The organism is Paenibacillus sp. PsM32 (assembly GCF_030433815.1).
Classification (GTDB): Bacteria; Bacillota; Bacilli; order Paenibacillales; family Paenibacillaceae; genus Saccharibacillus; species Saccharibacillus kyungheensis.
On the sequence record NZ_JARUWY010000005.1, the window covers coordinates 200991 to 227132 of the forward strand.

At 37.7% G+C, this 26142-nt stretch carries 26 protein-coding genes; 18 read left to right on the forward strand and 8 right to left on the reverse strand.

Annotated elements, in window-relative coordinates; all coding sequences use genetic code 11:
• Positions 1-14 precede the first annotated feature (14 nt).
• Positions 15-644, reverse strand: coding sequence for a YfbR-like 5'-deoxynucleotidase (locus tag QCD85_RS12470; RefSeq protein WP_301262806.1), 630 nt, complete (start codon positions 642-644; stop codon positions 15-17).
• A gap of 160 nt (positions 645-804) precedes the next feature.
• On the reverse strand, positions 805-1335 hold the full coding sequence (locus tag QCD85_RS12475) for a helix-turn-helix domain-containing protein (RefSeq protein ID WP_274172149.1): 531 nt from the start codon (positions 1333-1335) through the stop codon (positions 805-807).
• Between the two features lie 216 nt (positions 1336-1551).
• Between QCD85_RS12475 and QCD85_RS12480 the strand changes: the two genes are divergently transcribed.
• The 8 genes from QCD85_RS12480 (at position 1552) to QCD85_RS12515 (ending at position 9121) form a co-directional block, all read left to right on the forward strand.
• On the forward strand, positions 1552-1962 hold the full coding sequence (locus QCD85_RS12480; protein ID WP_274172150.1) for a DoxX family protein: 411 nt from the start codon (positions 1552-1554) through the stop codon (positions 1960-1962).
• A gap of 470 nt (positions 1963-2432) precedes the next feature.
• Positions 2433-3176 carry a TerC family protein gene (locus QCD85_RS12485; protein WP_204823128.1) on the forward strand — a complete coding sequence of 248 codons (744 nt, stop codon included), beginning with the start codon at positions 2433-2435 and terminating at the stop codon, positions 3174-3176.
• 229 nt (positions 3177-3405) lie between these two features.
• Positions 3406-5031 (forward strand): DUF1593 domain-containing protein, encoded by a 1626-nt coding sequence (locus QCD85_RS12490; RefSeq protein ID WP_301262807.1) that lies wholly within the window; start codon positions 3406-3408, stop codon positions 5029-5031.
• A gap of 136 nt (positions 5032-5167) precedes the next feature.
• Positions 5168-5941, forward strand: coding sequence for a hypothetical protein (locus QCD85_RS12495; RefSeq protein ID WP_301262808.1), 774 nt, complete (start codon positions 5168-5170; stop codon positions 5939-5941).
• Positions 5942-5999: 58 nt separating this feature from the next.
• Positions 6000-6716: a DUF4274 domain-containing protein gene (locus QCD85_RS12500; RefSeq protein ID WP_301262809.1), complete on the forward strand. Its 717-nt coding sequence runs from the start codon at positions 6000-6002 to the stop codon at positions 6714-6716.
• On the forward strand, positions 6709-7512 hold the full coding sequence (locus QCD85_RS12505; protein ID WP_274172155.1) for a hypothetical protein: 804 nt from the start codon (positions 6709-6711) through the stop codon (positions 7510-7512). Before QCD85_RS12500 ends, QCD85_RS12505 begins: the two co-directional genes overlap by 8 nt.
• Positions 7513-7569: 57 nt before the next feature.
• Entirely contained in the window at positions 7570-8007 is a 438-nt protein-coding gene (locus tag QCD85_RS12510; protein ID WP_301262810.1) for a DUF6678 family protein, read from the forward strand.
• 16 nt (positions 8008-8023) lie between these two features.
• Complete coding sequence (locus QCD85_RS12515; RefSeq protein ID WP_301262811.1) at positions 8024-9121, forward strand: hypothetical protein; 1098 nt, start codon at positions 8024-8026, stop codon at positions 9119-9121.
• A 50-nt stretch (positions 9122-9171) separates the two neighbouring features.
• Here QCD85_RS12515 and QCD85_RS12520 read toward each other — a convergent pair whose 3' ends face one another.
• From QCD85_RS12520 to QCD85_RS12540, 5 genes are all read right to left on the reverse strand, one after another.
• On the reverse strand, positions 9172-9717 hold the full coding sequence (locus tag QCD85_RS12520; RefSeq protein WP_301262812.1) for a DUF1697 domain-containing protein: 546 nt from the start codon (positions 9715-9717) through the stop codon (positions 9172-9174).
• Between the two features lie 332 nt (positions 9718-10049).
• Positions 10050-11702 carry a DUF6138 family protein gene (locus QCD85_RS12525; protein WP_301262813.1) on the reverse strand — a complete coding sequence of 551 codons (1653 nt, stop codon included), beginning with the start codon at positions 11700-11702 and terminating at the stop codon, positions 10050-10052.
• Positions 11703-11910: 208 nt separating this feature from the next.
• Entirely contained in the window at positions 11911-12984 is a 1074-nt protein-coding gene (locus QCD85_RS12530; RefSeq protein WP_273613207.1) for a hemolysin family protein, read from the reverse strand.
• Between the two features lie 76 nt (positions 12985-13060).
• The gene (locus tag QCD85_RS12535; RefSeq protein ID WP_301262814.1) at positions 13061-14359 is read right to left on the reverse strand and encodes a hemolysin family protein; all 1299 of its coding nucleotides are present in this window, start codon (positions 14357-14359) and stop codon (positions 13061-13063) included.
• 380 nt (positions 14360-14739) lie between these two features.
• Positions 14740-15795: a 2,3-butanediol dehydrogenase gene (locus QCD85_RS12540; protein WP_301262815.1), complete on the reverse strand. Its 1056-nt coding sequence runs from the start codon at positions 15793-15795 to the stop codon at positions 14740-14742.
• Positions 15796-16133: 338 nt separating this feature from the next.
• Here QCD85_RS12540 and QCD85_RS12545 point away from each other — a divergent pair, with 338 nt between their 5' ends.
• The 5 genes from QCD85_RS12545 (at position 16134) to QCD85_RS12565 (ending at position 22140) form a co-directional block, all read left to right on the forward strand.
• The gene (locus tag QCD85_RS12545; protein ID WP_274172162.1) at positions 16134-17174 is read left to right on the forward strand and encodes a LacI family DNA-binding transcriptional regulator; all 1041 of its coding nucleotides are present in this window, start codon (positions 16134-16136) and stop codon (positions 17172-17174) included.
• A gap of 208 nt (positions 17175-17382) precedes the next feature.
• Positions 17383-18237, forward strand: coding sequence for an SDR family oxidoreductase (locus tag QCD85_RS12550; protein ID WP_301262816.1), 855 nt, complete (start codon positions 17383-17385; stop codon positions 18235-18237).
• A gap of 170 nt (positions 18238-18407) precedes the next feature.
• On the forward strand, positions 18408-20027 hold the full coding sequence (locus QCD85_RS12555; RefSeq protein WP_301262817.1) for a helix-turn-helix domain-containing protein: 1620 nt from the start codon (positions 18408-18410) through the stop codon (positions 20025-20027).
• Between the two features lie 111 nt (positions 20028-20138).
• Positions 20139-21113: an ABC transporter substrate-binding protein gene (locus tag QCD85_RS12560; RefSeq protein WP_301262818.1), complete on the forward strand. Its 975-nt coding sequence runs from the start codon at positions 20139-20141 to the stop codon at positions 21111-21113.
• Between the two features lies 1 nt (position 21114).
• Complete coding sequence (locus QCD85_RS12565) at positions 21115-22140, forward strand: NAD(P)/FAD-dependent oxidoreductase (RefSeq protein WP_301262819.1); 1026 nt, start codon at positions 21115-21117, stop codon at positions 22138-22140.
• A gap of 282 nt (positions 22141-22422) precedes the next feature.
• Here QCD85_RS12565 and QCD85_RS12570 read toward each other — a convergent pair whose 3' ends face one another.
• A complete protein-coding gene (locus tag QCD85_RS12570; RefSeq protein ID WP_301262820.1) occupies positions 22423-23187 on the reverse strand; it encodes an SDR family oxidoreductase in 765 nt (254 codons plus the stop codon).
• 154 nt (positions 23188-23341) lie between these two features.
• On the opposite strand from QCD85_RS12570, the gene QCD85_RS12575 reads away from it, so the two are divergent.
• The 5 genes from QCD85_RS12575 to QCD85_RS12595 all read left to right on the forward strand — a co-directional run bounded on the left by QCD85_RS12575 (position 23342) and on the right by QCD85_RS12595 (position 26136).
• Positions 23342-23770 carry an oxidoreductase gene (locus tag QCD85_RS12575; protein ID WP_301262821.1) on the forward strand — a complete coding sequence of 143 codons (429 nt, stop codon included), beginning with the start codon at positions 23342-23344 and terminating at the stop codon, positions 23768-23770.
• A 23-nt stretch (positions 23771-23793) separates the two neighbouring features.
• The gene (locus QCD85_RS12580; protein WP_301262822.1) at positions 23794-24246 is read left to right on the forward strand and encodes a hypothetical protein; all 453 of its coding nucleotides are present in this window, start codon (positions 23794-23796) and stop codon (positions 24244-24246) included.
• Positions 24247-24453: 207 nt separating this feature from the next.
• Positions 24454-24819 carry a hypothetical protein gene (locus QCD85_RS12585; RefSeq protein WP_274172170.1) on the forward strand — a complete coding sequence of 122 codons (366 nt, stop codon included), beginning with the start codon at positions 24454-24456 and terminating at the stop codon, positions 24817-24819.
• 88 nt (positions 24820-24907) lie between these two features.
• On the forward strand, positions 24908-25456 hold the full coding sequence (locus QCD85_RS12590; RefSeq protein ID WP_274172171.1) for a hypothetical protein: 549 nt from the start codon (positions 24908-24910) through the stop codon (positions 25454-25456).
• 167 nt (positions 25457-25623) lie between these two features.
• Positions 25624-26136: a DNA topology modulation protein gene (locus QCD85_RS12595; protein WP_301262823.1), complete on the forward strand. Its 513-nt coding sequence runs from the start codon at positions 25624-25626 to the stop codon at positions 26134-26136.
• Positions 26137-26142: the final 6 nt, after the last annotated feature.

The following is a 26142-nucleotide window of genomic DNA, read 5'->3' on the forward strand; positions in this document are numbered from 1 at the left end:
GGGGGAAGTGCTGGTTATAGTGCCAGTGCTTCTTCTGTAATGCGTTTGATATCAATCGGAGATAATGATTCTTCGTTAACCATATCCGGCAAAATCTCATTGAGAAAATAATCAACACAATGTAATTCAATATGCTTGATTTTGACGAGTGCATTGCGATACATGACGATAAATTCTTTTTCGGTATTTCCACGTTGCAATTCTGCAAAAGCTTCATAGACCTGATCCATTTTGTCCGCCACTTCCAAAATCAAACCTTCGACTGATTCGTCTTTACCTTCACGTAATTGCTGACGGAATATCGCTTTGAATTCTTCCGGAATATGTTCCTCGATAAAATGCTGTACCATACCTTCTTCTACCTGTTGGATCAATTTACGCAGTTCCATCGAAGAGTGCTTGACCGGTGTTTTGATATCTCCGATAAAAATTTCACCATAATCATGACTACTGGTAATCTCGTATAACTTTTTCCAATCGACAGTAACACCATGTTTTTCTTCGATATCAGCCAGCGTTTTGGCATATTGTACTACTTTCCACGAATGAGCAGATACACTGTGTTCTTCAAACTTAAATTTACCCGGGCAACGAATAATACGTTCTAATTCATTGAGTGATCGAAAATATGCATGAATTCCCATAACATAAGCCATCCTTTAGCTACATCAAAGTAGTAGATTTTGTTGAACACTTACATAGTCATAACAAAAAAATGTAAATATTCAGCAAGAGTATTGATAAGCTAAATTATAGACTTCATATGTTAGTAGGGTATTAACGCTGTATAAAATAATGTTTCTTTTACTTCTCTTTATATACAGAAATAAGCACGATAGCAGTATCTTCGCCGATATTTTTCACCCGATGCGGTACAGAAGCGTTCCAACTAAATGAATCGCCTTCATGTAGCTCGAATTGATCTTCGCCTTGTTCTGCATAAATCGTTCCTTTAACGACCAGATGCACTTCTTCACCTTGATGCGCTATCGGCACTTCTCCTGTAGACGTTCCTGGAGGCACTTCGACTAACATCATTTGCATATTCGAGGTATGACCCAAATGAGAGACTTTGAGTTGGTCAGGGCCGCTTGAAGTTAATTCTCGTTCTTCTTTACGAACGACAGTCATCCGTTCTTCTTGCTGTAATAACAGATAGCTTAAAGGCACTTGTAGCGTCTGCGCAATATGTTCCAATGTATTGATCGAAGGGGATGTTTTGTTGGTTTCTACCTGACTCATAAATCCTTGAGACAATCCTGTTTCTTTGCATATTTCAGCAATCGTTATATTTTTACGCTTACGAATCGAACGAATCATAGCCCCTATATTCATACCAATTCCTCACATTTCTTCACAGTATATTACGCATTATTGTAACAACAAGTAATAAACCGTAGCAACTAAAAACGAAACATTTTTATTAGTTATAGAAATATTTTATTTATAATAATAATATTTTTGTTGACAGTTATGTTTATATTGCTTTATAGTTACAAAATAAAAGTTACAGTATAAAAGTAACTATTAGAAAATAAAAAGGAGCTGTTAATGATGAAAATTAACGTCGTTACAACAATTATGAGAGTCGTACTAGGAATTTTGTTCCTAGCACATGGGATTAGCAAAGTACAAATGGGATTCGGCAATGTAGCTGGATTTTTTGAAAGTCTAGGCATTCCAGGATTTATGGCTTACGTTGTAGGTACGATCGAAGTTGTGGGTGGTATTATGTTGATTATTGGTCTATTGACACGTTATATCTCTATCGTATTTATTGTTATTTTGTTAGGTGCTATTTTTACAGCGAAGTTATCCGCAGGTCTGATGGGCAATGGTCAAATGGCAGGATACGAATTAGATATCACTTATATCGTAATTGCTCTTTACTTGGCTGTAGCGAATACAAGAAGCTGGTCTGTTGATGGATTATTATTTAAAAAATCAGCAACTAATCGTTAATCGATCTCCAGCATTATTATAATCTCTATCTTCTAACCTCTATGTTTATACATCTGTATAGGCATAGAGGTTTTATCATGTGTTTTAGCTCATATCTACCTACATGACATTCGAAAAAAAGGATATAGATTCTTTTTGAAATAAAAAAGAAACCATTTGCCTTCTCCAACGTATTATTCAAAAAGTTGCATTTCTTATATGTAAAAAGAATCAGATCCATATAACGTAAGTTCAAATGATATTTTATTTGCTTCAGACTATAGCATAATATATTCATTTTTTTGTACTTGGATAACACGATTTGGATAATATGTCTGTTCATATTGACAGATTGACAACAAGGAAATATGTAGTATATTTATGAGTTTATAGGAGTAGCAAATACAATATAGTGTGCGTGATAGAAGAAAATTATTTTTCTTCATCTGATTTTTTGAAAACATTTAGAAAAGAGAGAGGGTTGTGCGGTAATGACGTATAGTCATTTGTTTGAAATGAGTACATTTTTAGAAGCATTCGCAACACCTGTAGGCTGGGGATTTATTCTATCCCTTGTGATTATCGAAGGTCTGCTATCTGCGGATAACGCATTGGTATTAGCAGCTATCGTTAACAAACTACCTGCTCACCAGCGTAAAAAAGCGCTATTGTATGGTTTGTGGGGAGCTTACATTTTCCGTATTATCGCTATTGGAGTCGGTATTTATCTTGTGCAGATCGCATGGGTTAAATATATCGGTGCAGCGTATCTTCTCTGGATTGCATTCAAACACTTTTGGGATAAATTCAAAAGTAAAGACGGCGATGATGAAAGTGAAGAAGAAGGCGGTCTACAGAAATTACTTGCTAAGACCGGTATGAGTCTTTTTGTTCGTACAATCATTACTGTAGAGATGATGGATATCGCATTCTCTATCGATTCAATTCTAGCAGCGTTTGCTGTATCTCCTAACCCGTGGATTCTGATTGCGGGTGGATTATTGGGTATCTTGATGATGCGTCTAGTCGCTGGATTCATTCTGAAGTTGATGGATAAAATTCCTGAACTTGAGAATGCAGCATTTGTACTTATCGCGATTATCGGGCTTAAAATGATTCTAGACACAGCAGGCATTTATCATATGGGACATGCTACATTCTTTGTTCTGTTGGTTGTAGTATTCGCCATTACATTTGTAATCAACCGTATCAAAGTAAGCAAAGCAAAAGTATAATAAGCAAGCTCCTTTGTTTTGATAGCAAAGGAGCTTTTTTTATTGTCTATATAATAAACCGTTTACATTTAGAAATGAACATGATATTGTACGGATACGGATTGTGACTGATGATGCAGGCAAAACCTAAGTATATGTACCGCCCATACGTATGGGGGATACATGTATTTAGGTTTTTTTTCGTTCTCAGGCAACTGATTCGATCAGCAATTAGAAAAGGGGATTTATGATGAAAAAAGCAAACTGGCTCAAAGTAGGAATAGTTAGTCTTCTATGCGTATGGACATTAACTGCTTGTAATCAAGCAACACCTCAAGCAAGCACCAATCAGCAGACCACATCAGAGACAGAGACTACAGTAACTACACCTGCCGCAAATAAAGCCACTAAAGCTCGAACAGTGATCACTACAGATGGTGAAGTGGATGATATGAACTCGGTTATTCGCTTTTTATTATATGCCAATGAAATGGATCTTGAAGGTATCGTATTGACCAGTTCTGTGTATCATTATGCAGGAGATAAGCAAGCAGGAATTAAGCCTTTTCGCTGGACAGGTACACAATGGGTATTTGATATGATAGATGCTTATGAAAAGATTTATCCTAACTTGAGCAAACAAGCAGAGGGTTATCCTACGCCTGACTATATTCGCAGTGTCACGAAGATTGGTAATATCTCAGATAAAGGCGAAATGAAAAAAGTAACCGAAGGTTCTGAATTTCTTGAACAGTTATTTTTAGATGATGATGGACGTGATCTATATGTACAGACATGGGGTGGAACAAATACAACAGCAAGAGCACTTCAATCGATTGAAGAGAAATACAAAGATACAGCTGAATGGGCAGATATTCAGAAAAAAGTAAGCGATAAATTAGTGCTCTATATTATTCTTGATCAAGATGATAGCTATACCCAATATATTGCCAAAAACTGGCCCAATATTCGTATTATCAATGACCAATCGAATTTCTGGCATTTCGCTTATGCATGGAAAATGCATACCGATAAAGTAAATGACAAATTGCAAGGATCATGGAATGTGGAAAATATTCAGAAGGATCATGGCAAATTGCTTGATATGTATGCACTGATGGGCGATGGTAAAATGATCGACGGAGAACTTGCAGAAGAACAACGTGGTAGTACAGATTATTTAGCTAACAATCCACAGTACAAAAAGTATGACTTTATATCAGAAGGTGATTCACCTTCATTCTTTTATCTAATCGATAATGGTCTACGCAGTATGGAAGACCCTAGCTATGGTGGATGGGGCGGTCGCTTTGGACAAGTTAGTGACACATTGTACCGTAATACTGTTCTTGATTATGATATCTATACCAAGCAATATGAAGCTGAATATTCATTAATGCGTTGGTTTGATGATATTCAAAATGATTTTGCAGCTCGTGCAGACTGGGCGGTAGCGGATCAATATGCAGATGCGAATCATAATCCTACATTAACGATTAAAGAAGGGTTAAATCTTACGGCTATGCCGGGTCAACATATGACTTTACATGCTGAAGGAACAGACCCTGACGGTGATCAATTGACCTACAAGTGGTGGAGATACTTTGAAGCCGATACGTATCAAGACTTTACAGGAACACCTGAAAAAGTAGAACCGACTATGGCGGGCGATCTACAGCTTGGTCTACATCAAAAGTTAGCTAAAGGTGAACAAGTAGATACGATTGCTTTGACAGGTAAAGATACGAATACAGTAGGGTTCACTGTTCCTACAGATGCTCAAGCAGGCGATACGATTCATATGATTGCTGAAGTACAAGATCATGGCAAACATCAACTTAAACACTATCAACGTGTGATCATTACCGTTCAATAACTTGATTTGATAAGAGTCACCTAGCCCACGTTTATCGTGGGCTTATTTTGTGCGATAATATACCTTTGAAATAGAAACAAATCAATAACTGCTTGCTTGTGACTGTTGGATGATCAAACACTAAAGGAGATTGGATATGAACGGTGAAGTTCATCAACAATTATTGATTACAGCATTAGGGAATGCTTATCTAATACGGGGTATAGATGCTTCTCATCCCGAGCTGATCTATCAAGAAAGTATGCATGTTCAATTTAAATATCAGGAGCACAGCTTGTTATGGATCAAATGGTTAGATTATTTACGAGAATCAGGATATCAGCGCTTAATGCTAGTCAGTAGTCAGGCACCCTCTTCATCCTGGCAAAGTAGTGGATTAGTAGGCGGAGGTAAGCCGATAGGTGTAAGAACGATCGGAACTGCACTTGATATCGTATGGAGACCGAACTGGCAGGTGCACCGTCTGCCTTCTAAAGTCACGTGGGACGTATCGTATACAGCAGAACCTTATGAAGCCATCAGGCAAGAACAATATGCATTTAAGCCGCTGAGCGAATATAAAGCTCATTTACACCATATATTGCAACAAATCTCTATCTTTGCAGAGCAGATTGATCAGACATTCTGGCAACAGCAATTTTTTAATCCTGCGATAGAAATATTGCAAGGGTCTCAGACTGCTCCTAAGCTTGCTTTTGAATTGCCAGAAGTGTATGCCGAAGAAGCATATCGTCTACTGAATGCTGTATACAAAGCATGGGTATTTGGAGGAATGGGATCTTGGAATGACGATCCAGCGAATAGCGCGCATAGTCATCAGTTAGAACAACAATATCGTGACCTTTCAGAACAGTTGTATACAGCGCTACTCCAATGCGCTCAAGCTGCTGTCAATTCTGTTGTGTTATAGATGTATACTTTATTTATGTATATCTCACCAACATAGTTTATTACATCAAGGGAGGCATATGATATTGAACTGGCAAGACATAATAAAACGTCAAGATATAGAACAGCTTCGTCAAGCAGTACAGACGTTAGATGTGAATCAAAAAGATGAACGTGGTCGAACTCCGCTGATGTTATTGATTACCAATCGTTCGTCTTTGGAAGCGATTCAGCTTCTGTTGGAAAAGCAACCTGATTTGGAAATAGAAGATAAACTTGGACATACCGCTCTAAAAAAAGCGATTAAATTCAAACAAAGTGCTTTGATAACTGCCTTGATTCAAGCAGGAGCACGATTAGATTCAGAGCAAGGTATTTTAGCGACACCCTGGAATTTTGCACGTCAACATCATTCCGGTATTGCGGATATGTTACTAGATACAGTGGGATCAGTACGGTCTATTTTGCTAGCACAAGAAGAACAACAGCTTGATTCTATTTTGTATGAAGAAGATATGGCGGTAGCATGTAGAAAAATAGAACAACTCGATTCTTCGGTTATATTGCATGCGATAGTTCATCAATATAATTGGGATGATGGTCCAGAACCGATGTTGACAGTTGCTAAGCATCCGTTATGTTTGTCTATTACTAAGTTAGATATGTACGAATTACTAGAAGCAGACTACTGGCTTGCAAAAGAAGAGCAGGAACTAGCTGAACACGAAGAATATCCGCGCTGGAAAGAACTGGCTCTATTATTAGATCGTGAATGCAAAGGAGAACATCATGGATAAAAAAGCGAAAAAGATTTTGGTAAACACATACTGGTCAGCACAAGGATGGAAATCAGCACCTACATCGTTTGCAGGTGAAGAATTTGACTATGCTAAAAGTAAAGGCATGATGTTTGATCCGCTCTCTATCACTCATGATGCTATTATTCAAGACATCTATCGCTTGCATCAAGAAGTGATTACCAAAGAACAGGTAGTGCAAGCTTTTTTACATAGTCTTTCGACACGTCAAACTCATTTGCGTAGTATATTATCTAGCTGGGCATTAACCGTTCATCTACCGCTACATACTTATGAAGAAAGACGCGCTGTACATGCAAATACGAGCAGTTGTGGAGATTGTAACTTTAACCGATTGATGTCCGATGATCAGTATACTAATGTTGATATCAATGTATTGAATTTTGAACGGATCAAGTGGGGTGGTATCCGTCTGAATCATTTACTATATTGCTGGCTAGATTTGAAATTATTTGTAGAACACTATCATTCAGCAATCACGGTTACACCGGAAGATGTACATATTCTAAAGCAGATGATCCAGGCTATAGAAGAATGTAATGAAGATGAAGGTGCACGCAAATTAGAAAAGCGCTGGAAAGACCTTTTTCCGGCTAATAAACATGAACGTGATGTGATCATGGAAATATGGGGATATGCTGGCTTGCTGGTTCCTTTGGATACACCACGCAAATTACGTGGAGGTTCTGGTGACTTTAATGCAGTAGCCATGTGGCAAGGTGAAGATCGGTACTCATCGTCTGCATTAACATATTATTTTGGCGAATATTTATAAGAAATAGATAGCGATAATATAAGCAATAATCTCTACACAACGAGGAGGAATCTCTAGATGAGAGACAATCCACAACAATTGCATAAGCAAAAAGTGATAGCAGAAGTAGAACAGCGCTCACTAACTTCGGTGATGAACAATACAAAATGGAACAGTTTAACAGAAGCTATTTATTGTGAGCTTGCGTTTGCACCCGCATTTCAGAGTAAATATATACTGGAAGCCGAACCTTATCCGTTAGAGTTTGAACAAGATGTATTTTATCTAGGAGATTGGGAAAGCTTGAGCACAGCTTGGTACAATGTCGAATGGGTAAGAGCGAAGCCTCGCTTACTTGAACATACAGGAAAGTACACAGCGCCGAATACGTTAACTATTGAAGCTGAATGGGTCAATTTATTGCAAAGGCTACGTATTCCATATGTGAAAAAAGAGCACGATTACTGGATATATGGCTATGCGACAGCAACAGAGTATGAACAACTTGAATACTAAGCTGAGGTGATGATCGGTGTATAGCACAATTCGAGAAGGTGTTATTGAAGTAGAAAAAGAATTAACCACCGCCGAGTTAAAACAACTTCAACATATGCCTGAACTGCGAATCATTCAATATAATCATTCACTAGTGGCAGATACGTATACCGAGTTAAATGATCTAATATTTGCCGATCGCTCTGATATTACCTTGCGAGTATATGGATTTTATGATGAGGTATGCGATCTTGAATTTCTCGAACAAATGCCAGCTTTACGTAATTTATCGATTGATTGTACAGGGGAAATGGCTCATATCGAATCGATAACAACACTTCAACAATTGAAGCAACTCCATATAAATATATACCGGCTAGATCAATTTCATTTTTTAAAAGAAATCCCTGAAGATTTGGAACAGTTAACACTAGGCAAAACATCTTCTCGTAAGCCCGATCTACAAGTGTTAGAACGCTTTACTCATCTAACCGAATTAGTTATCAATGGTCATCACAAAAATATTGAAGTGATCGGGCAATTAACCACATTAGAACGATTAGGATTACATTCTATTTCAGTGCCACAATTAGATTTTGTAACTAATCTCTATCGATTGTTGTCTCTTGGTATCATATGGGGTGGTACAAGAAATCTGAAAGCATTGCAGAAGATGACCGATATACAATATTTGCGGTTGTCCCAAATTAAAGGGTTAGATGATATTCAACCGATCTCTGCTATGTATGGATTACAATATTTATATCTAGAAGGGTTACCTCATATTACTGAACTCCCTACATTCACAGAGTTGAACAAATTAAGAAAAATCGAATTAGTCAGCATGAAAAAGTTGAAAAATCTGGAGACACTTGAATATGCTCCGGCACTAGTTGAATGGGTTCATCGTGAAGCATGGGAAATGGAAGTATCATCCTATAAACCACTTATGCGTAATTCATCGCTACAAAGAGCATATGCCCATTTGAAAAATCCTAAAAAAATGGCTGCATTTGATCAATTGTTACATCAATACGGTAAAAAAAATACATTCCAAGAATATACCAACCAAAACGAAAGTTGGTGGTCTGATTTCCCGTATGACTCTAAACAGTCTGGATCACATGATAAATAGTAAAGAAATAGTAAGATATACCGAGTAAATAAGCCAAGTGTATCCTAATCTTACTCTTGTACGGCTTGCATGAATTCTAGTATTTTGCGGGTAGTATTCACATTACGAATCGTCATTAACGGATATAATTTGGAGCTTACCAATTTGTTCATCTGACTTCGGGCAGCATCTTCACGAGGGACTGCGAATAAAATAGCGCCCGGTATGTATATCAATGTGCCTACACCAGCTTGGAGAGGAAGCTTCTCTACAATAGACTCATCATCGATCTCGTCCCAGAGAAAAAAGACATCACTTTTCATCTGATCATCATTACTCCACGCTTCGGGTAGGTGCTCTATGACGATTTGTATTTGCAGGATATCTCGAATCATGACTTTAATCTGTAGACCAAAATCTGTCGCTATCGCTTGTTGCAAAAGCTCTGACAATTCATGATGAGTCAGCGTAGCGTGGGAGAAGATAATATTGCCAGAGTTGATATAAGTAGTGACATGATTCATTCCTGCGTGTTCAAATGTGACTTTGAGTGCTTTCATATTGATTTTGTTATTCCCACCGACATTAATGCCCCGTAGCAAAGCAATATAGATCATCAAGTCTGCTCCTTTTTATTCAAATAGTTATCGCATCTAGATATAGTGTACCTCGTTATTACAAGGTTACAAGAGAACACTCACAATCGTTAGGTATAAAGATTTTTCTATGTATCAAGCTATCCAGATTATCTATCAAGACCATGTACCGAGAACGATAGTATCGAACAGAAAAGCCTGTACTTCTTTAGATCAAAGAAAGTACAGGCTTATGCTCGAAGCTACTATATATTAAGCAATTATAGAGAAGAGGATTGCGGAACCGCTACAGAAGCTAGAATAGGTATAGATGCTACCTCTTGATCACTGTCGGCTAGTGATTTCCAAATAACTTAACTTTTAGATGGACGAAGTTTTTCGGCTTTTTGTATAAATGACTTCTGCTTGGCGGCACTACCACACAAACGGTATAACACCTGATCACGCTGGTAATCTTCTATCGTTTGAAGCTGTTGATCCCACGCTAGAATGATCTCAGGACGCTCTATATATGCTGTCCAAGCTTTAATCGGTTTAGCAGATTGACCGCTTGCTACTAAAATAGACATAAGCACAGGTACAAGCGATACATCCATTCCATGCGCCTCTACTAACGCTTCCGCATAATGATCTTGTGCAGATTGATGTTCTGTATCGACCATTTGCATATATTGGATCAATAAAGGAAAGTAATCGCTACTATACAATCCCAGACCTAATATAGCATATGTTCCAGGCATCACTGACTTCTCACCGGGTTCTACATCGCTATACCATGCAAATTCCTGCATAGCCAGTTCTCCATACTCTGCAATTAACGGATGTAGTGCTGGATACTGCAACGCATTAGCAAAAAAACGATGTGAAGGAGATTTGGCTAATCCTTTTACAGGCAACAAACTTTTGGATTTACTGCTATATTTTAATTGATATTCATGCGGGAACCCTGTACGCAACAGATCACAAATATAAGTTAATGCTTCCCGATAATTGGATTCCTCTTCTGTAGTCAACTTGATCTGGATCGTCTGTAAAATATCATTGGCTTTGCCATGAAAAAGATCGGTTTTTCGTTCACTTTCGATCGTTCCACTACCTTGACGAAGATAAATCTCTGCTTGGTCTGAATGTAACTGAACTGCATATTCTAGATACGTTTGGCGTTGATCTGCATTACTTTTACCTATACGTAGTGCCGTATAGATCAATAACTCCAATTCTTTTGCATCGATAGCAGGAAGCATATCTTCTGATTTGAGATGTAATGTCGTATTATATTCACTTTCGATATCGAAATAACGCGGTAAAAAGATTTCATTCGCCCAGTGAAGTAATGCCAGTCTAGAAGTGGATTGCCAATCACTATATAATTCTCGGAAAGTAATTAATTTTGTATCTGTATGCTCAAATAGCGATGAAACATTCTGTACATCAAGCGGCACTACATCTTGATTTAACATCAGATTAGCGAAAAAGAATAAATCTTCTTTTTGAGGCAATACCGGCAGATCAGACTTAATTTTACGATCTATAAAATCATTCAGAGCTTGTTGAAGCGATTGTAATTTGTCTGGATTGATCCATTGTTCAGTATGTACATACAGCGGTTCGCCTTGTTCATTTTCAAATGCAAATGAGACTGTAAAACGATAATCAAAAAAGTGACTACCATATTCATCGGACATAAATAAAGTATGCAGACGTTGTTGGAGTGCAGGTGCATATTCTTCTTGTAAAAGTGTAGGGGAGAGATCATCAATAAAAACTTCACTTTCCCATGTATAGGCGGAGTCGCTCCATGAAAAAGGTTCTTCCACTTCGATAAAAAATGAACCTTGCTTATAACTGGATTTGCCTTTGCGATACCCGACTTTGAAATAATCGCGCAGCCCTGCTTGTAATGGGCTGTATCTTGGAAATTCATCAATACGCTTTTTTTCAGCTAGATATAATGGTTCAAGCTGTGACCATGTTTCTGATAACAAAAGTTCAATATGTGGATGCAAAGTAAAACCTCCTTGATCGGTCGCTAGTGATTATTGCTTATTATATCATCTTGTACTCACAGTCAAAAATATCGAACCGACTGTCTATGTATGTATATGATCTTGATTATCATTTAATTCAACTCTCTAATGTCTATCATAAATAAACAAAGAAAAAGGTCTCTATACGAGCTAGAGACCTTTTTTGTATCAGTATTACAGATCAAGATTAGATCGATTTGGGTTCAAATACAAGATCACTTGTATCTGCTTCATCTCGAATAGCACCGACAATTTTTTCTAAAATGTCTTCCATCGTCACCAGACCCACCGTTTGACCGGATGCGTCAATCGCAATTGCCATATGCACACGACTTTGTTGCATTTTAATCAATACATCTTTAACAGAAGAAGTGGATGGGAAATGAGGCATCGTATGAATAAAATCAGCTACTTTGTAATCGCGACCTGCGGCTACTGCTGTTAATAATTCTTTGGTATTGATAAATCCGATAAAATGATCCGGGTTATCCAAGTCGATAACAGGGTAGCGAGTATATTCATATTCGTCCAATATCTCGATAATCCCGGCAAGAGGCATTTCTTTAGCAAGTGTAGCAATTTGAGACTTGGGAATCATAATTTCTTCTAATGTCCGCTCATCAAAAGTGAATATATTTTGTAAATAACTTAATTCGGTTTTGTTAATCTCGCCACTTTCGTAACTTTGATCTACAATCCAGCGTAATTCTTCTTCAGAATAGACCGAGTCATGACCTGCCGGCTTGATTCCGAAGATACGCAGTAGAAGGGTAGCCGAAGTATTTAGAATATAAATAAACGGATACATCACTTTACCGAACCAGTACAGTGGAGGAGCTAACAATAACGTCATTTTTTCAGCAAATTGAATCGCCAACGTTTTGGGTGCTAATTCACCGATAACCACATGTAAGAAAGTAATAATAGCTAAAGCAATCGCATATGAAAGAACAGTCGATAGCGCCGCCGGAACCTGTAATTGATCAAATAACGGGTGCAGTATTTTCTCTACTGTCGGCTCACCAAGAGCACCTAATACTAGCGCTGTAATCGTTATACCTAACTGACACGCCGATAAATAGTAATCAAGATCATGAGCTACTTTTTTAGCGAGTACTGCTTTTTTGTTACCATCTTCAATCAACTGATCGATTCGAGACATCCTGACTTTCAATATAGCAAATTCTGCTCCTACAAAAAAAGCAGTTAAGCCGATAAATACAGCTACTAAAAATAAATTTAAACCAATTGTTCCGTCCAATGATTTCCCTCAGAAAGAGGGATTCACCTCCGTATAATTATAATTTGGCGAACCATACATATGAAATAGGTAAAGATTATGCTCGATAAAGTCGTACTTGTTTGATCTGTAAATGATCTTTCTCCGTTACCGTCCATACATAATCATCTTGTTCTAATACTTCACCGACTTGCACATCGGTTCCTTTATAATGTTGAATCCAACCACCGATCGTATCAATCTCTTCATCATTTTCAAAAGTCATACCGAACTGCTTCTCAAGCTCATCTAATAAAGTACGTCCATTGATTAAATACGTAGTATCGTCGATAGGTTGAATATCAGCCACTTCATCAGCATCAAATTCATCTCGAATCTCACCAACTAGCTCTTCCAACACATCTTCCATTGTAATGACACCTGAAGTACCGCCATATTCATCAATCACAAGCGCCATATGCACACGTTCTTTTTGCATGCGAATCATAGCGTCTTGAATAGGGGTTGCTTCTTGTACCGAAGGAAGAGTGCGCACAAATTGTTGTAATTGATGTTCTCGACCAGCAACAATATGAGGCAACATTTTTTTGACATTGACTACACCAAGAATCAAGTCTTTATCACCCGCTTGAGTAACCGGATAGCGAGTATAATAATTTTCATCCAGCGTAGCAATAATCTGTTGTTCGGTCATATTCAGATCAAGAGTCACCAGTGCCGTACGTGGCACCATAATATCGCGTGTTACTCGTTCGTCAAAGGAAAACACATTTTCCATATAATCCAGCTTGGTCTGATTGATCTCGCCACCCTGGAAACTTTGAGTCATAATAATCTTCAATTCACTTTCAGAATAAATGTCTTCATGACCTGCTGGCTTTACACCAAAAGAGCGTAGCAACACGCGTGAAGTACCATTCAAAGCCCAGATAAACGGGTTCATAATTTTACCGAACCAGTATAAATAAGGAGCAAGCATTAACGTCAATTTTTCCGAAAATTGAATCGCCAACGTTTTGGGAGCCATTTCTCCGATAACGACGTGCAAAAAGGTGACTAAAGCAAAAGCAATCGCATACGAAGCTAACGAAGCGGTAGCTGCTGAAACATTCAATAGATCAAATACAGGATACATTAATCGTTCTACAGCAGGTTTACCGATAGCTCCAAGTCCAAGTGCTGTTACTGTAATTCCTAACTGACATGCAGAAAGGTAATAGTCTAGATCGCTTGCTACTTTTTTAGCCAAATGAGCTTTTTTGTTACCTTCTGCAATCAATTGATCGATCCGGGACATCCGAATCTTTACAACAGCAAATTCAGAAGCAACAAAAAACGCAGTTAACACGATTAAAACAGCAAGTATGAGTAAATTAATGATCGTAATAATGTCCAATTATTTCCCTTAAAAAAGGGATTCACCTCCAGAATTGTAAAAAGCCTTGTTCATTTTTTGTGTGATACATCCGTATAGAAAAGGTAGCCTACAAAGAACTTTGATTACAGTATGATATGTTGTTAATTGAGCAACTTGATCCATTTGCAATATCGCCTTCCCAATTGGACTACCCCCTCTCTTATAGTATTTCTATGATTATATCATGTTCTTACCCCAAGCATACAGTAGTAGGTGATGGTTCTTAGTTTGTCCACATTTCTAGAAATAATTACAAAAAGACCTCTTTTCGTAAAAAGAGGTCTTTCACTACATTATATATAGAAGGTATATACACCTATATTAAGCAATCCAAAAAAAGAAAGATATACACGTATCTATTAAGATTGGTTAGGAGAAACTATGATTTTGACTTGATTTTTTTCTTTTAACAATGCTTCAAATCCTTGTTCTACAATATCATTCAAAGCAATACGCTTGGTGACTAATTTCTCGGATGAGAAGTATCCTTGACTCATAAGACTGATAACCGCAGGGAATACATCACGATACCCGATAATGCCTGTAATATTACGTTCTTGCATAACGATCTGATTAGGATGAATAAGTGCTTCTTTTTCAAAAATACTAACGATCATAATCTGTCCGCTAAGCTTGGTAGATTGAATCGCTTGAGTTAAGACTACTGGCACCCCTGTTACTTCATAAGCAACATCTGCACCGCCATTAGTAAGACGATGAATCTCTTGAACTACATCGACTTCAGCTGGATTAAGTCCGATAGCACCTAATGATTCAGCAGTGCTTCGACGTTCTTCTGATAATTCAACAGCATAGATTTCTGCCGCTCCTGATGCTTTGAGCGCTTCAATCACAAGTAGACCGATTGGACCTGCACCGAATACAACAGCGCGATCGCCGACTTTTAATTGACTTTGACGGACAGCATACAAAGCAACCGCAGAAGGTTCAACAAGTGCCCCTTGCTCATATGATACGCTATCTGGAATTTTGTGCACCATATGTTCATCAGCAGCTACATACTCAGAGAAGCCACCGCCACCACCGGCAAGCCCTAAAAATCCCATATGTTCACAAAGGTTATATTTACCTTGCTTACAAGCTGTACATTTTCCACATGCAAAAATAGGCTCTACCACTACGCGGTCGCCAGCTTGAACTTTGGTAACACCTTCGCCGACTTCAACTACCTGTCCGGAAAATTCATGACCCATCACTACAGGTGCTTGTTCATTTGTTAACGGATGATTCGTACCTTGCGAAATAAAGATAGGTCCTGCCGCATATTCATGTAGATCGCTACCGCAGATACCGCACCATTCTATTTTAATTTTTACTTTACCTGCTGTTACTTGTGGTTCTTCAATTGTTTCTACTCTTAAATCTTTAACACCATGCCATCTTAATGCTTGCATTCCTGTCATCTCCCTAGTCTAAAATGTATCATTTCAAAGTTAAGTATAAAATAATTTGGGAAACGTTTCCGAAAAATATGATGTCACATTATTGACATAAAGTCAAATGATTTCACTAAAAAAAGTGATCATCATCATTGAAACAATATGATCTTTTTACATTGACATGTCATCGCTATCAAACATATAGAAACAATAATAGTAAAAATGATGAATCCAGATGGTCTCCCAAAGCTTGATCAAGCTTGTATAGCATTGCCCATGATATAATGGATGTAAATCATGAAATATTTCACATTATTATGGAAACGATTCCGATTAGGAAGGACTATTAATATATGCGTTCAAAAAAAGTAACGATTGAAGATGTAGCCAAGCAAGCAGGGGTAGGTATTGCTACCGTATCTCGAGCTTTGAATAATAGTACAGGAATTAGCCAGGCCACCAGAGCACGAATACTACAAATTATTGATGAAATGGGCTTTACACCAAATACATCTGCTCAAAGTCTCAAAATCCGTCAGACCCGTCAGATTGCTCTTGCTGTTCCTGATATTCGTAACGCTATTATTCCTGATATTGCTTGGGCAGTAGAGCAAGCCGCCAAGCAACATGGATATCGAGTTGTACAGATTAATACACTGGGTAATGCAAGATTGGAGTTGGAAACGTTACGTGAAATCAAAAAACTTCATGTAGATGGATTAGTGATGATGCCACTTGCTTATCCCAAGTCACTTGAAAGTATGATCAATCAAGCGGGCATTCCTATCTCGGTTATAAATTATAGTAAAACGCTAAGCCCTGATCTCAAAGCTGATATTGTCGGTCTTGCCAGACAAGAAGGTAAGCTGGTTATGGAACATCTTATTCAGATTGGACGTACCCGTATTGCTTATGCGGGTGCACCGAAAGATAAAATTGAAGAGCGTTATCTAGCATATGAACAATCGGTTAGACAGGTAGACGCTTCACTGGTGTATTTTGGGGAAGATTTTACATTTGAGACCGGACGACAAGCGGCTAATTACTTTTACCATTTGAAGCATATGCCTGATGCAATCTATGCAGTGAACGATATGGTCGCGATTGGAATTGTGAATCGTTTCAAAGAGTTAGGGGTTCGTGTGCCACAAGATATCGCGGTAGTAGGAATCGATAACAATTTGTGGACAACGATCACAACGCCGCAAATTAGTTCAGTATCTATCATGGGGAATGAAGTAGGCAGATTAGCAGCAGAATTACTACTCAAACGCATTCAGTCACCGAATGTATCGGCATATGAAAGGGTAGAATTTGAGCCTAGATTAATCGTACGAGAATCCAGTGTAGCCACTCATCAGTATTCGCATATCGATATACAAGACGACAAATAATTGCTTTTTATTTAGTTACTTGACGAAACTTTATATTTTAAATATACTAACTTACATAAAGTAAATAAAATGAGTTTTGAAGATCATTGGATCAAAACTATTTTATTTCACTGAATGTCATGTTATTTATACGGATTATTGATTATGATGAATAGGCAAGTTGATAACAAAGCAGATTACGATTCTAAATTTGATGGAGGTTACACTTATGAAAATTCTAGTTACTGGAGCTACAGGTCAATTGGGTTCACTTGTTGTTGAGCAATTGTTACAATCGGTTCCTGCTAGTGATATCGTGGCAAGTGTACGTGATCCGAAAAAAGCAGAGCATTTGAGCGCCAAAGGTGTAGAAGTTAGAGAAGGTGATTTTGCCCGTCCTGAAACGTTAGCTTCCGCTTTTGCAGGTGTTGATAAATTGCTTATGATCTCTACATCTCCGGGAAATCGTGTTGCTGAACATCAAGCTGCTATCGATGCCGCCAAAGCCGCAGGCGTTAGCTTTATCGCTTATACCAGTGCACCGAATGCACAGGAAAGTACATTCTTTTTAACCGAAGATCATCGTCAAACTGAGGATGCTTTGGTCGCTTCAGGAATCACATATGCTATTCTACGTAACAACTGGTATTTGGAAAATGAAATGGGTACGATTCAAGCTGCATTACAAGGTGCTCCCTGGTTAACATCTGCTGGAAATGGTAAAGTAGGCTGGGCGATTCGTCGTGATTATGCAGAAGCAGCAGCAAATGTGTTAACTCATGAAGGTCATAATAATAAAGTCTATGAATTATCAGGCCCATTATTGACACAAGAAGAACTAGCAGCCATTTTGGCTGAAGTGAGCGGAAAAGATATTCCTGTTCAACAAGTAGATGATGCTACGTATGAACAAGTCATGAAAGAAGCAGGCGTACCTGCTGATGCACTTCCTTTTGTAGTGGGTATCCAAACAGCGATCCGCGAAGGTTCACTCGCTGTAGAAAGTCAAGATTTCGAAAAAGTATTAGGTCATCCGAATACACCACTTCAAGAAGGATTCCGCGAGATTTTAAATCAAGCATAATATAACCACTATATAGATACACCTATAAGTCTGCTTGTACAGTGAACGATGCTGTAGAGGTAGGCTTATTTTTTTATAGCATATGATACAATACACAAAAAAGTAAGTTGAGCTTCAAATCAATTAGTCATAACAGCAAGCTTATACGAATGATCGTGAGGGAAGTTAGAATGTCAGTTGAAAATCAGTGGATTGTACAATGGAAATCGACTCAATCGTTAACACATCAATGGATGTCTGTAGGAGCATTCCATTCTTTTATATATCCATCATTGATTCTTATTATAGATGGACAAGCGATCTGGAAAATAAACGGTGAACGTATTCAAGTATCATTTGGTCAATTGATTGCAGTAGAAGCATATTCGTTGATTGAAGTGTTAGAAGGTGGTCAACTTGATCTGTCCGGTTGGTGCATTGAATTTAATACATATGTGCTGACCGAAAATACGTCAACATGGAGTCCTTATCTATGGTCTGTTCCAGCAGAAGGCACCTATCAGAAAGTGCAATTAACAGGTGGGGTTGTTGCGAATATCAGTCAACATTTGAGTAAAGAAAGTTCGGATCTACAATATGAATTATCGGTAAAATATCCATCTGTTATCTATGAATTGCTCAACTATATATATCAAGCTCAACATCATATAACTGATGATCAGCAAACGCTAACGCAAGGCATTATCCGTTCTGCTGAATATATGCATACTCATTATGATCAAGTGATCACCCGTAAGCAGTTAGCAGAAATTGCCGGAGTAAGCCCCTGGTATTACTCGCGTAAATTTAGTGAACGATATGGGAAGCCACCGCTTGATTATCTGGCTTCGTTCCGTATGTATCGTGCGCAAGAACAATTGATCTTTACCCAGACCAATTCGCAAGACATTGCCAAACAGTCTGGTTTTGAAGATACGCATTATTTTAGCCGACGATTCAAGCAGGTTGTCGGTGTATCGCCAAGTCTGTATGCAGGAAGTCTATCGTCTCGTAAAATAGTATGCCTTTCTGCAACGTGCGCCGATATCATGATCAATCTCGGTATTATCCCTTATGCAGTGATGGTAACGCCGCTTCTGTTAGCACCTCATCAATTGCAACAATTTGAAGCACATGGTGTAAAGATCGTAGAGATGGCACAGTATGAACAAGATATTGGGCAGATTCAGCAACTAAATCCAGAATTGCTGATCGGTAATGTATGGTCTGAAGAAGTGAGACAACAGTTACGTGCGATAGCCCCTTTTATTACGAACTTGAGTATTGATGTGCTAACGTTACTGCAACAATTGTCTTCTATATTTCACAAGCAAGCAGAAGCAGAGCAGATTCAATTCCATTTAGAACAAGAGATCGAGATCGCCAGACAAAAGCTTCAACCGATCATTGATGCGCAAGCGACGATTATGGTTTTGCGAATAGAGCCTTACGGTTATCGTTATCTTGGTGTAGATGCTGTTGGTGTAGCAAAGTTACTATATAGTCAATTGGAATTGAGTGCACCCGAAGTATTACAAGAAGGCAAGTCATGGTTCAATCCTTGTACATTAGAGCTGTTATTGTCAGCCAATCCTGATTATCTGTTTATAGAGAAAAGGATGATAGAGCAGTTCAGTACCGATGAGAGTATGCAAAAATTGCTAGAAAGTGATGTATGGCAACAGTTAAAGGCTGTTCAACAACATCAAGTGTTCGATATGGATACACGTCTCTGGGTAGAAGGACGCGGTATCACAGGATATAAGATGATATTAGATGAAATTGTGACTAATTTGACAGGTGAGTTATAAAAGAGTGCACAATAATTCAAATCAATACGCACGATTCCCCATGTAAGGAAGAGTTGTTGTCTGATACTATATGATAATAATAATCATTATCATATAAGGAGAGATACAGATATGTCGCGTCGGTTGTTAAGTTGGGGAATACTAGTTATGATATGCAGCTTGTTGTTATCCGCTTGTGCTAGCGGTTCGAATACAGAAGCTAATACAGCAAAAGCCACTGAGCAAGATACAGCTACCAAAATAGTCAAAGATTATTTCGGAGAAGTTACGATTCCACAGCATCCCAAAAATGTACTGGTGCTTAGTTCGATCTATGCAGAGTATTTGATTGAAATGGGTGTTCCGCCACAGATGGTTATTTTTGTACCTGAGGTAGAGCCGGATTATCGTGCACCTTATTTTGAAAAGAATGGCGTGCAAATGATTCAAGCAGAGCAATATCAATACAACTATGAGCAATTATTATCATTATCTCCTGATCTAATCGTAGGCATTGGTGTTGGTATGGAGCCGGGTACGTACGAAGAATTATCCAAAATTGCACCAACTGTAGCGATTAATGCAGATAGTGAAATGAAAACAGCCATGCCTGATCTGGCAGCTATTTTCGATAAAACAGAAGTGTCTCAACAGGTATTAGCCACATTCGATGCCAAAGCCAAACAAGCTAGAGAGCAAATTCAACAAGCGATTGGTGATAAAACGGTATTGATCTTGCGTGTTGAATCCGAACGTTATCGTGTAATGGGGCCCAAAGCTGCGAACAGTAGTGCATTCTTTTATCAAACGCTAGGTCTACATAGCCCTGAAGCGATCAAAGACTCGACCGATTGGTTTTCTCCAATATCACTCGAAGCTTTACCTGATATGAATCCTGATTATATTTTTGTCGAAGATCGGATTTTGAAAGATCACGATAATACCGAATCGATGAAAAGGTTAAAAGAAAACAAAGTATGGGCAAGTCTAACTGCTGTCAAAAACGATCATGTTTTCCCGTTGAAAACAAGTGATTTTGTCCATGGAGTAGGCCCTGTTGGTTCAGTATTGTTAATGAATAATGTTGTCGAAAAGTTGGTGAAATAAGATGAATACTCAACCGCTCGATATTTACGATATTACGATTATTGGTGGCGGCCCAGCGGGAATGTATGCTGCTTTTTACAGTGGCATGCGGGCGATGCGTACGAAGATTATTGAAGCTAAGCATGAACTTGGTGGATTTATGCGTACGTATCCTGAAAAGTTAGTCTGGGATGTGGGTGGAATTGAGCCTACCCGTTGTGAGCAGATTATACAATCTTTGGAGAAACAAGCTCAAACATTTGAACCTACAATTGTCTTTGGTCAGGAAATTGCTCATCTGGAACGTCTTGAAGATGGTGTATTAATGCTGACATCCAGAACCGGTGAACGTCATTATACACGCACGATTGTATTATGTATCGGTAGAGGAATGACTCAGATCCAGAAGCTAGATATTCAAGGCGCGAATCAGTATGAGTTGACTAATCTACACTATACAGTAACCGATCTTTCTCGCTTTGCCGGTAAACGGGTATTGATCTCTGGTGGTGGAGACTCGGCAGTAGATTGGGCAAATGAATTGGCTGGATTAGCGAAGGAGGTGACTGTTGTTCATCGACGGGATGAATTTGGAGGGCATGAACACCCTGTTGCTCAGATGAAATCTTTTGCCCATGTACACACCCCTTATCGCATTGCTCATCTACATGGTGCACAAGATAAGATCGAATATGTTGAAATTGCACATATGCATACGGACGAACTGCAACACATTGAAGTAGATGAAGTTATCGTCAATCATGGATACGATCGTAATTTCGGTAATCTGATGGAATGGGGCCTAGAACGGGAAGATTACGGAGTATCTGTAGACGCACGTATGCGTACAAATATTCAAGGCGTATTTGGTGCAGGAGATTGTATCACATATGGAAGCAAAGTTAGACTGATCGCTGGAGCATTTAATGATGCTGTACTTGCGGTCAATGCAGCCAAATTGTATCTAGAACCGGATGCTTCTCATATGGCAGGCGTGTCTTCTCATAATGCGCGTTTTTATGAGAAAAATAAAAGTATTCATTCATAAGTTAGCGTAGCAAGTATAGCATGATGATTGATTAAGAAATGGGTATACCCAATAACGATACATCCAAAATATCATACAAGTAATGATCTAAATAAGCATAAATTATTATAATTAAATAAGAACTACTACAAGTAAAACAAAATAAAAAGAGTCCCTTTGTATAAACTACAGAGGGACTCTTTTTTGAGTACTACAAAGAACAAAATATGATTGGATTTAATAGTATGGGCTTTATTGGAATGATTATTGCGTAATTGTACTACGTTTAGGACTATAAAAATTTTATGATTTCAAAAAGCCTTTAGTCATCTCGTACATTTGCTTGGTGTATTTATCGATATCATCGCGTGACATTCGTAGGCGATCTACCGAAGAACCGTAACCAATTTCTTGTTTACCTGCCGCTAATCCTTCAAATATACCATCTGCAAAAGCATCTAACGGCTCGCCTTGAGTATGTTGTCCGGCTCCACCTAAATCTGTATTTACAGCAGGAGGTGCAATTTCGATCACTTCAATCGATGTATCTTCTAACTGGTATCGAAGACTCATCGTAAATGAATGGAGTGCTGCTTTGGTTGCTGAATAGATAGGAGCAATCACAAATGGTGTAAAAGCTAATCCCGAAGTAACATTAACAATAGCAGCATTTTGTTGAGTCACAAAATAAGGAGCAAACAACATCGAAAGGTGAATAGGTGCTTCAATATTGATCGTGATTTCTTTGCTAAAATCACTCCAATGGTTCTTAGCATCTGCTGTTAATATATTTAAGCGTTGCTGAATACCTGCATTATTAACGAGCACATTTACTTCTGGATAGTGAGTTGTGGCCCAATCCAATAGTTGAATCCGTTCAGCTTCATTTTCCACATCGCATACACGTGTAATTAATGTTGGATATTGTTGCTCTGCTTGTTGCAGAACCTCTTCACGTCGTCCACAGATAATCACTTTATTACCTGCTTTCAAAAAACGCTCTGCAAAAGCAAGTCCAATTCCTGCACTTCCACCGGTGATCAATATCGTATTCCCTGTAAGCTGCATAATGATTCTCCTTTAGTTCATTGATTTGGTTAAGATTAGAGATCGAATAAATAGATAGAAAAGTGTCTTATATCTTATTTGTACAAAAAAGAGCATGTTGAACTGGTAAAAGGGCTGATATACTAAATAAAGAAATACATAATAAGGAGAATCTATGCACAATATCAATCATTTACAGCTACAAAGTACACAGCGATACGATGAGTTCGATCCTCAGCAAGAGGGAAATAAAAATGTGACTTTTATTGATTTTGTAATCGATGGCCAATCTCTGTATACTATGCTAAAACAATATGATAGGATTCCCGCGTTAGGATGGGGAGGTGAAGAGTATCAAAAGCAAATCTTAGATTATTTGTTATTAGAACAGATGCATCCTGATCTATATTATAGATATCCACTATTAGTCTGTCCCTGGTGTGGGGATGAAGAATGCGGATTTATCTCCGTTTTGATAGAAAAAGAAGCAGATTTAATCGTATGGAGAGATTTTAAGCTAGAGCCAGATAATCGAACTATACCTATCGGCCCTTTTTATTTTGAGTGGGAACAGTATAACAAGTTAATGAGTAAGAATAGATAGAAAAACAATAAAAGAGGTGTAAGATGAATGTTCTAAAGGTTGCTGTTCTGCTTATCATATTACTTTTGTTATGTTCCTGTAGTGTAGATGCTCAATCAGTAGTGAAAATCGATGGTCGGAATCAAAGTGCTACTATTCCAGGATTAGACTATACGATTGCTAATTATTTTCACGATTTTAATGATATACATAAATGGAGTAATGTTGCGACAAATGATTTTATTAAGCAAGCGTATTCGTTATGTTCGGGAGATACGAGCGATAGCAAAACAATCGAAGAAATGAAGAATAGTTACTTTGAAATTAATCAGAGCACGTTAGATTTGGCGGAATGCAATATCGATAAAATAGATCAAATCGATAAGGATCTTGTCAATATACGTGTTACAAGAACATGGGAAAATGGAGATACAGATCAAGTAAGCTATGCAATTATTAAAGTAAATGATAAATGGTTGATTGATCAGCGCTTTTAATCATTCATTTATTGGTTATATTATAATGGCTTGAAGGAGAAAAAAATATGTCCAACTCTATACTATATTAGACAGGGAAAATCTAAGTTGTATACTTGATCAAAAGTACATTATACGTTGCACTGTTATTTTCTTTTGATTTAGATCAAGCCGAATATGTTCTCAACAATATTAAATATTATTATATATCGTTAAGGAGGTGAACAAATGGGAATGAATAGAAAGAGTAAAAGAAAAATTACTTGCTTAAATCGCGTTTTCTATTGGTATGTAAAGCCAGATTGGGAGGATGCAGGTAAGGTTAATGTACATATTATTTCAGAAGATAAAAAGTTTATCGTTGTATATGAAGTAGGTCAGACTAAAATACAAAAAACAAAACCTTTTATTGTTATACAAGGATTAGAATTTGCAGGAATTGCGCAGAGTCGTACTGGTTATCAGAGAGTGCTTACACCGGTTTGGAAAGATGATATCATTACACCTTCTTTTATTGAAAAAATAATTAAATGGAGCGTTTCTCCAAAAGAAAATTTAATATTTGTAAACTATCTAGGTGAAATTGTAATATAAAAGGTTGACTAATCCCACAAGGGGATATGAATAACATTTTCTAAATCAGATTAACTAAAAGACTACATCATAAAATTGGAGAATACTAATGAAAAAATTAAAACCATTATGGTATTTTTTATTATTACTGTTGCCCACTGTTATTTGGACTATGCTCTTAATTAAATGGTTTCCATATACAGGTCTGGGAAGAATTTTAACTGTTCCTGCAACTTTTATTGTGAATATTATAATAGTTGTCGCTTCCATGTTCATCGTGCACAAAAAAATATGGAAGAATATCGTTAAAATTATAATAGTGGTATGTGTTACGAGTTGTATAACAATAGCTTTTTATCCACAAGAGTCTGGTCCTCATGTCACTACTCAAGTTAAAAATACAATAAGATCGATAACTCATATAGAAGAAATAACTAGAAATGATTTGGCGAATGACGATAGTAATGATGATTCAAAATATGTAGTTGCTTTATACAAATATAGAAATGAAATACCTTTAGATGGAACGTATTACATTTATGATCGTGATTATGAATATTTGAATAAATATAGTATTCACAGCTTAGAAGAAATCCCTTCTAAGTTAATGGGCTATCACAAAGTAGTATGGTGGTATTTAACACATTTTATCTCATAATTAAATGATATGAACATTATGTACGAATCAATAACAGTAATCTATCCGCAGATACGGTGGCACAACTGATTATAGAAACATTTGAATTGTAACAAAGTGATATGAGCGCTATGAATATCATTAATTTTCCAACATAAAATCAATATCTGGAAAAAGGAGGAGATATCATGGATCGGGTGATAGTGATCGGTTGTTCAGGTTCGGGAAAGTCGACTCTTTCGCAAAAGCTACATAAAATATTACAATTACCTATTATTCATCTAGACCGTTATTACTGGCAAGCGAACTGGCAATCAACCGAGCAGGAAGCATGGGATCAGAAAGTCACAGAATTTGCGCTGACAGATCGATGGATTATAGATGGAAATTACTCTAGAACATTAGATATACGGATCGGGCGAGCCGATGTTATTGTCTTTTTGGATATGCCTAGATGGTTATGTATGTATCGGATTATGAAGCGAAGAATACAGTATCATGGCAGAACAAGACCTGATCTTAATAAAGATTGCCCGGAAAAGCTTGATATTGGATTTATCAAATGGGTATGGAATTATAGGAAAAGAAATCGAGTTAAAACACTAGAAAAATTGAAGCAAGTCAAAGAACATCAAAACGTTGTGATTATACGCAATAAGAAGCAATTAGAAGAGTGGATAGAGCAATTATTAAATCATTAAAAACGA

What these genes read in the sequence shown, in the direction of transcription:
- QCD85_RS12470 (WP_301262806.1), bottom strand. Translation starts at nt 644, where the DNA reads ATGGGAATTCATGCATATTTTCGATCACTCAATGAATTAGAACGTATT.
- QCD85_RS12475 (WP_274172149.1), bottom strand. Translation starts at nt 1,335, where the DNA reads ATGAATATAGGGGCTATGATTCGTTCGATTCGTAAGCGTAAAAATATA.
- QCD85_RS12480 (WP_274172150.1), top strand. Translation starts at nt 1,552, where the DNA reads ATGATGAAAATTAACGTCGTTACAACAATTATGAGAGTCGTACTAGGA.
- QCD85_RS12485 (WP_204823128.1), top strand. Translation starts at nt 2,433, where the DNA reads ATGACGTATAGTCATTTGTTTGAAATGAGTACATTTTTAGAAGCATTC.
- QCD85_RS12490 (WP_301262807.1), top strand. Translation starts at nt 3,406, where the DNA reads ATGAAAAAAGCAAACTGGCTCAAAGTAGGAATAGTTAGTCTTCTATGC.
- QCD85_RS12495 (WP_301262808.1), top strand. Translation starts at nt 5,168, where the DNA reads ATGAACGGTGAAGTTCATCAACAATTATTGATTACAGCATTAGGGAAT.
- QCD85_RS12500 (WP_301262809.1), top strand. Translation starts at nt 6,000, where the DNA reads ATGATATTGAACTGGCAAGACATAATAAAACGTCAAGATATAGAACAG.
- QCD85_RS12505 (WP_274172155.1), top strand. Translation starts at nt 6,709, where the DNA reads ATGGATAAAAAAGCGAAAAAGATTTTGGTAAACACATACTGGTCAGCA.
- QCD85_RS12510 (WP_301262810.1), top strand. Translation starts at nt 7,570, where the DNA reads ATGAGAGACAATCCACAACAATTGCATAAGCAAAAAGTGATAGCAGAA.
- QCD85_RS12520 (WP_301262812.1), bottom strand. Translation starts at nt 9,717, where the DNA reads ATGATCTATATTGCTTTGCTACGGGGCATTAATGTCGGTGGGAATAAC.
- QCD85_RS12540 (WP_301262815.1), bottom strand. Translation starts at nt 15,795, where the DNA reads ATGCAAGCATTAAGATGGCATGGTGTTAAAGATTTAAGAGTAGAAACA.
- QCD85_RS12545 (WP_274172162.1), top strand. Translation starts at nt 16,134, where the DNA reads ATGCGTTCAAAAAAAGTAACGATTGAAGATGTAGCCAAGCAAGCAGGG.
- QCD85_RS12550 (WP_301262816.1), top strand. Translation starts at nt 17,383, where the DNA reads ATGAAAATTCTAGTTACTGGAGCTACAGGTCAATTGGGTTCACTTGTT.
- QCD85_RS12555 (WP_301262817.1), top strand. Translation starts at nt 18,408, where the DNA reads ATGTCAGTTGAAAATCAGTGGATTGTACAATGGAAATCGACTCAATCG.
- QCD85_RS12560 (WP_301262818.1), top strand. Translation starts at nt 20,139, where the DNA reads ATGTCGCGTCGGTTGTTAAGTTGGGGAATACTAGTTATGATATGCAGC.
- QCD85_RS12565 (WP_301262819.1), top strand. Translation starts at nt 21,115, where the DNA reads ATGAATACTCAACCGCTCGATATTTACGATATTACGATTATTGGTGGC.
- QCD85_RS12570 (WP_301262820.1), bottom strand. Translation starts at nt 23,187, where the DNA reads ATGCAGCTTACAGGGAATACGATATTGATCACCGGTGGAAGTGCAGGA.
- QCD85_RS12575 (WP_301262821.1), top strand. Translation starts at nt 23,342, where the DNA reads ATGCACAATATCAATCATTTACAGCTACAAAGTACACAGCGATACGAT.
- QCD85_RS12580 (WP_301262822.1), top strand. Translation starts at nt 23,794, where the DNA reads ATGAATGTTCTAAAGGTTGCTGTTCTGCTTATCATATTACTTTTGTTA.
- QCD85_RS12585 (WP_274172170.1), top strand. Translation starts at nt 24,454, where the DNA reads ATGGGAATGAATAGAAAGAGTAAAAGAAAAATTACTTGCTTAAATCGC.
- QCD85_RS12590 (WP_274172171.1), top strand. Translation starts at nt 24,908, where the DNA reads ATGAAAAAATTAAAACCATTATGGTATTTTTTATTATTACTGTTGCCC.
- QCD85_RS12595 (WP_301262823.1), top strand. Translation starts at nt 25,624, where the DNA reads ATGGATCGGGTGATAGTGATCGGTTGTTCAGGTTCGGGAAAGTCGACT.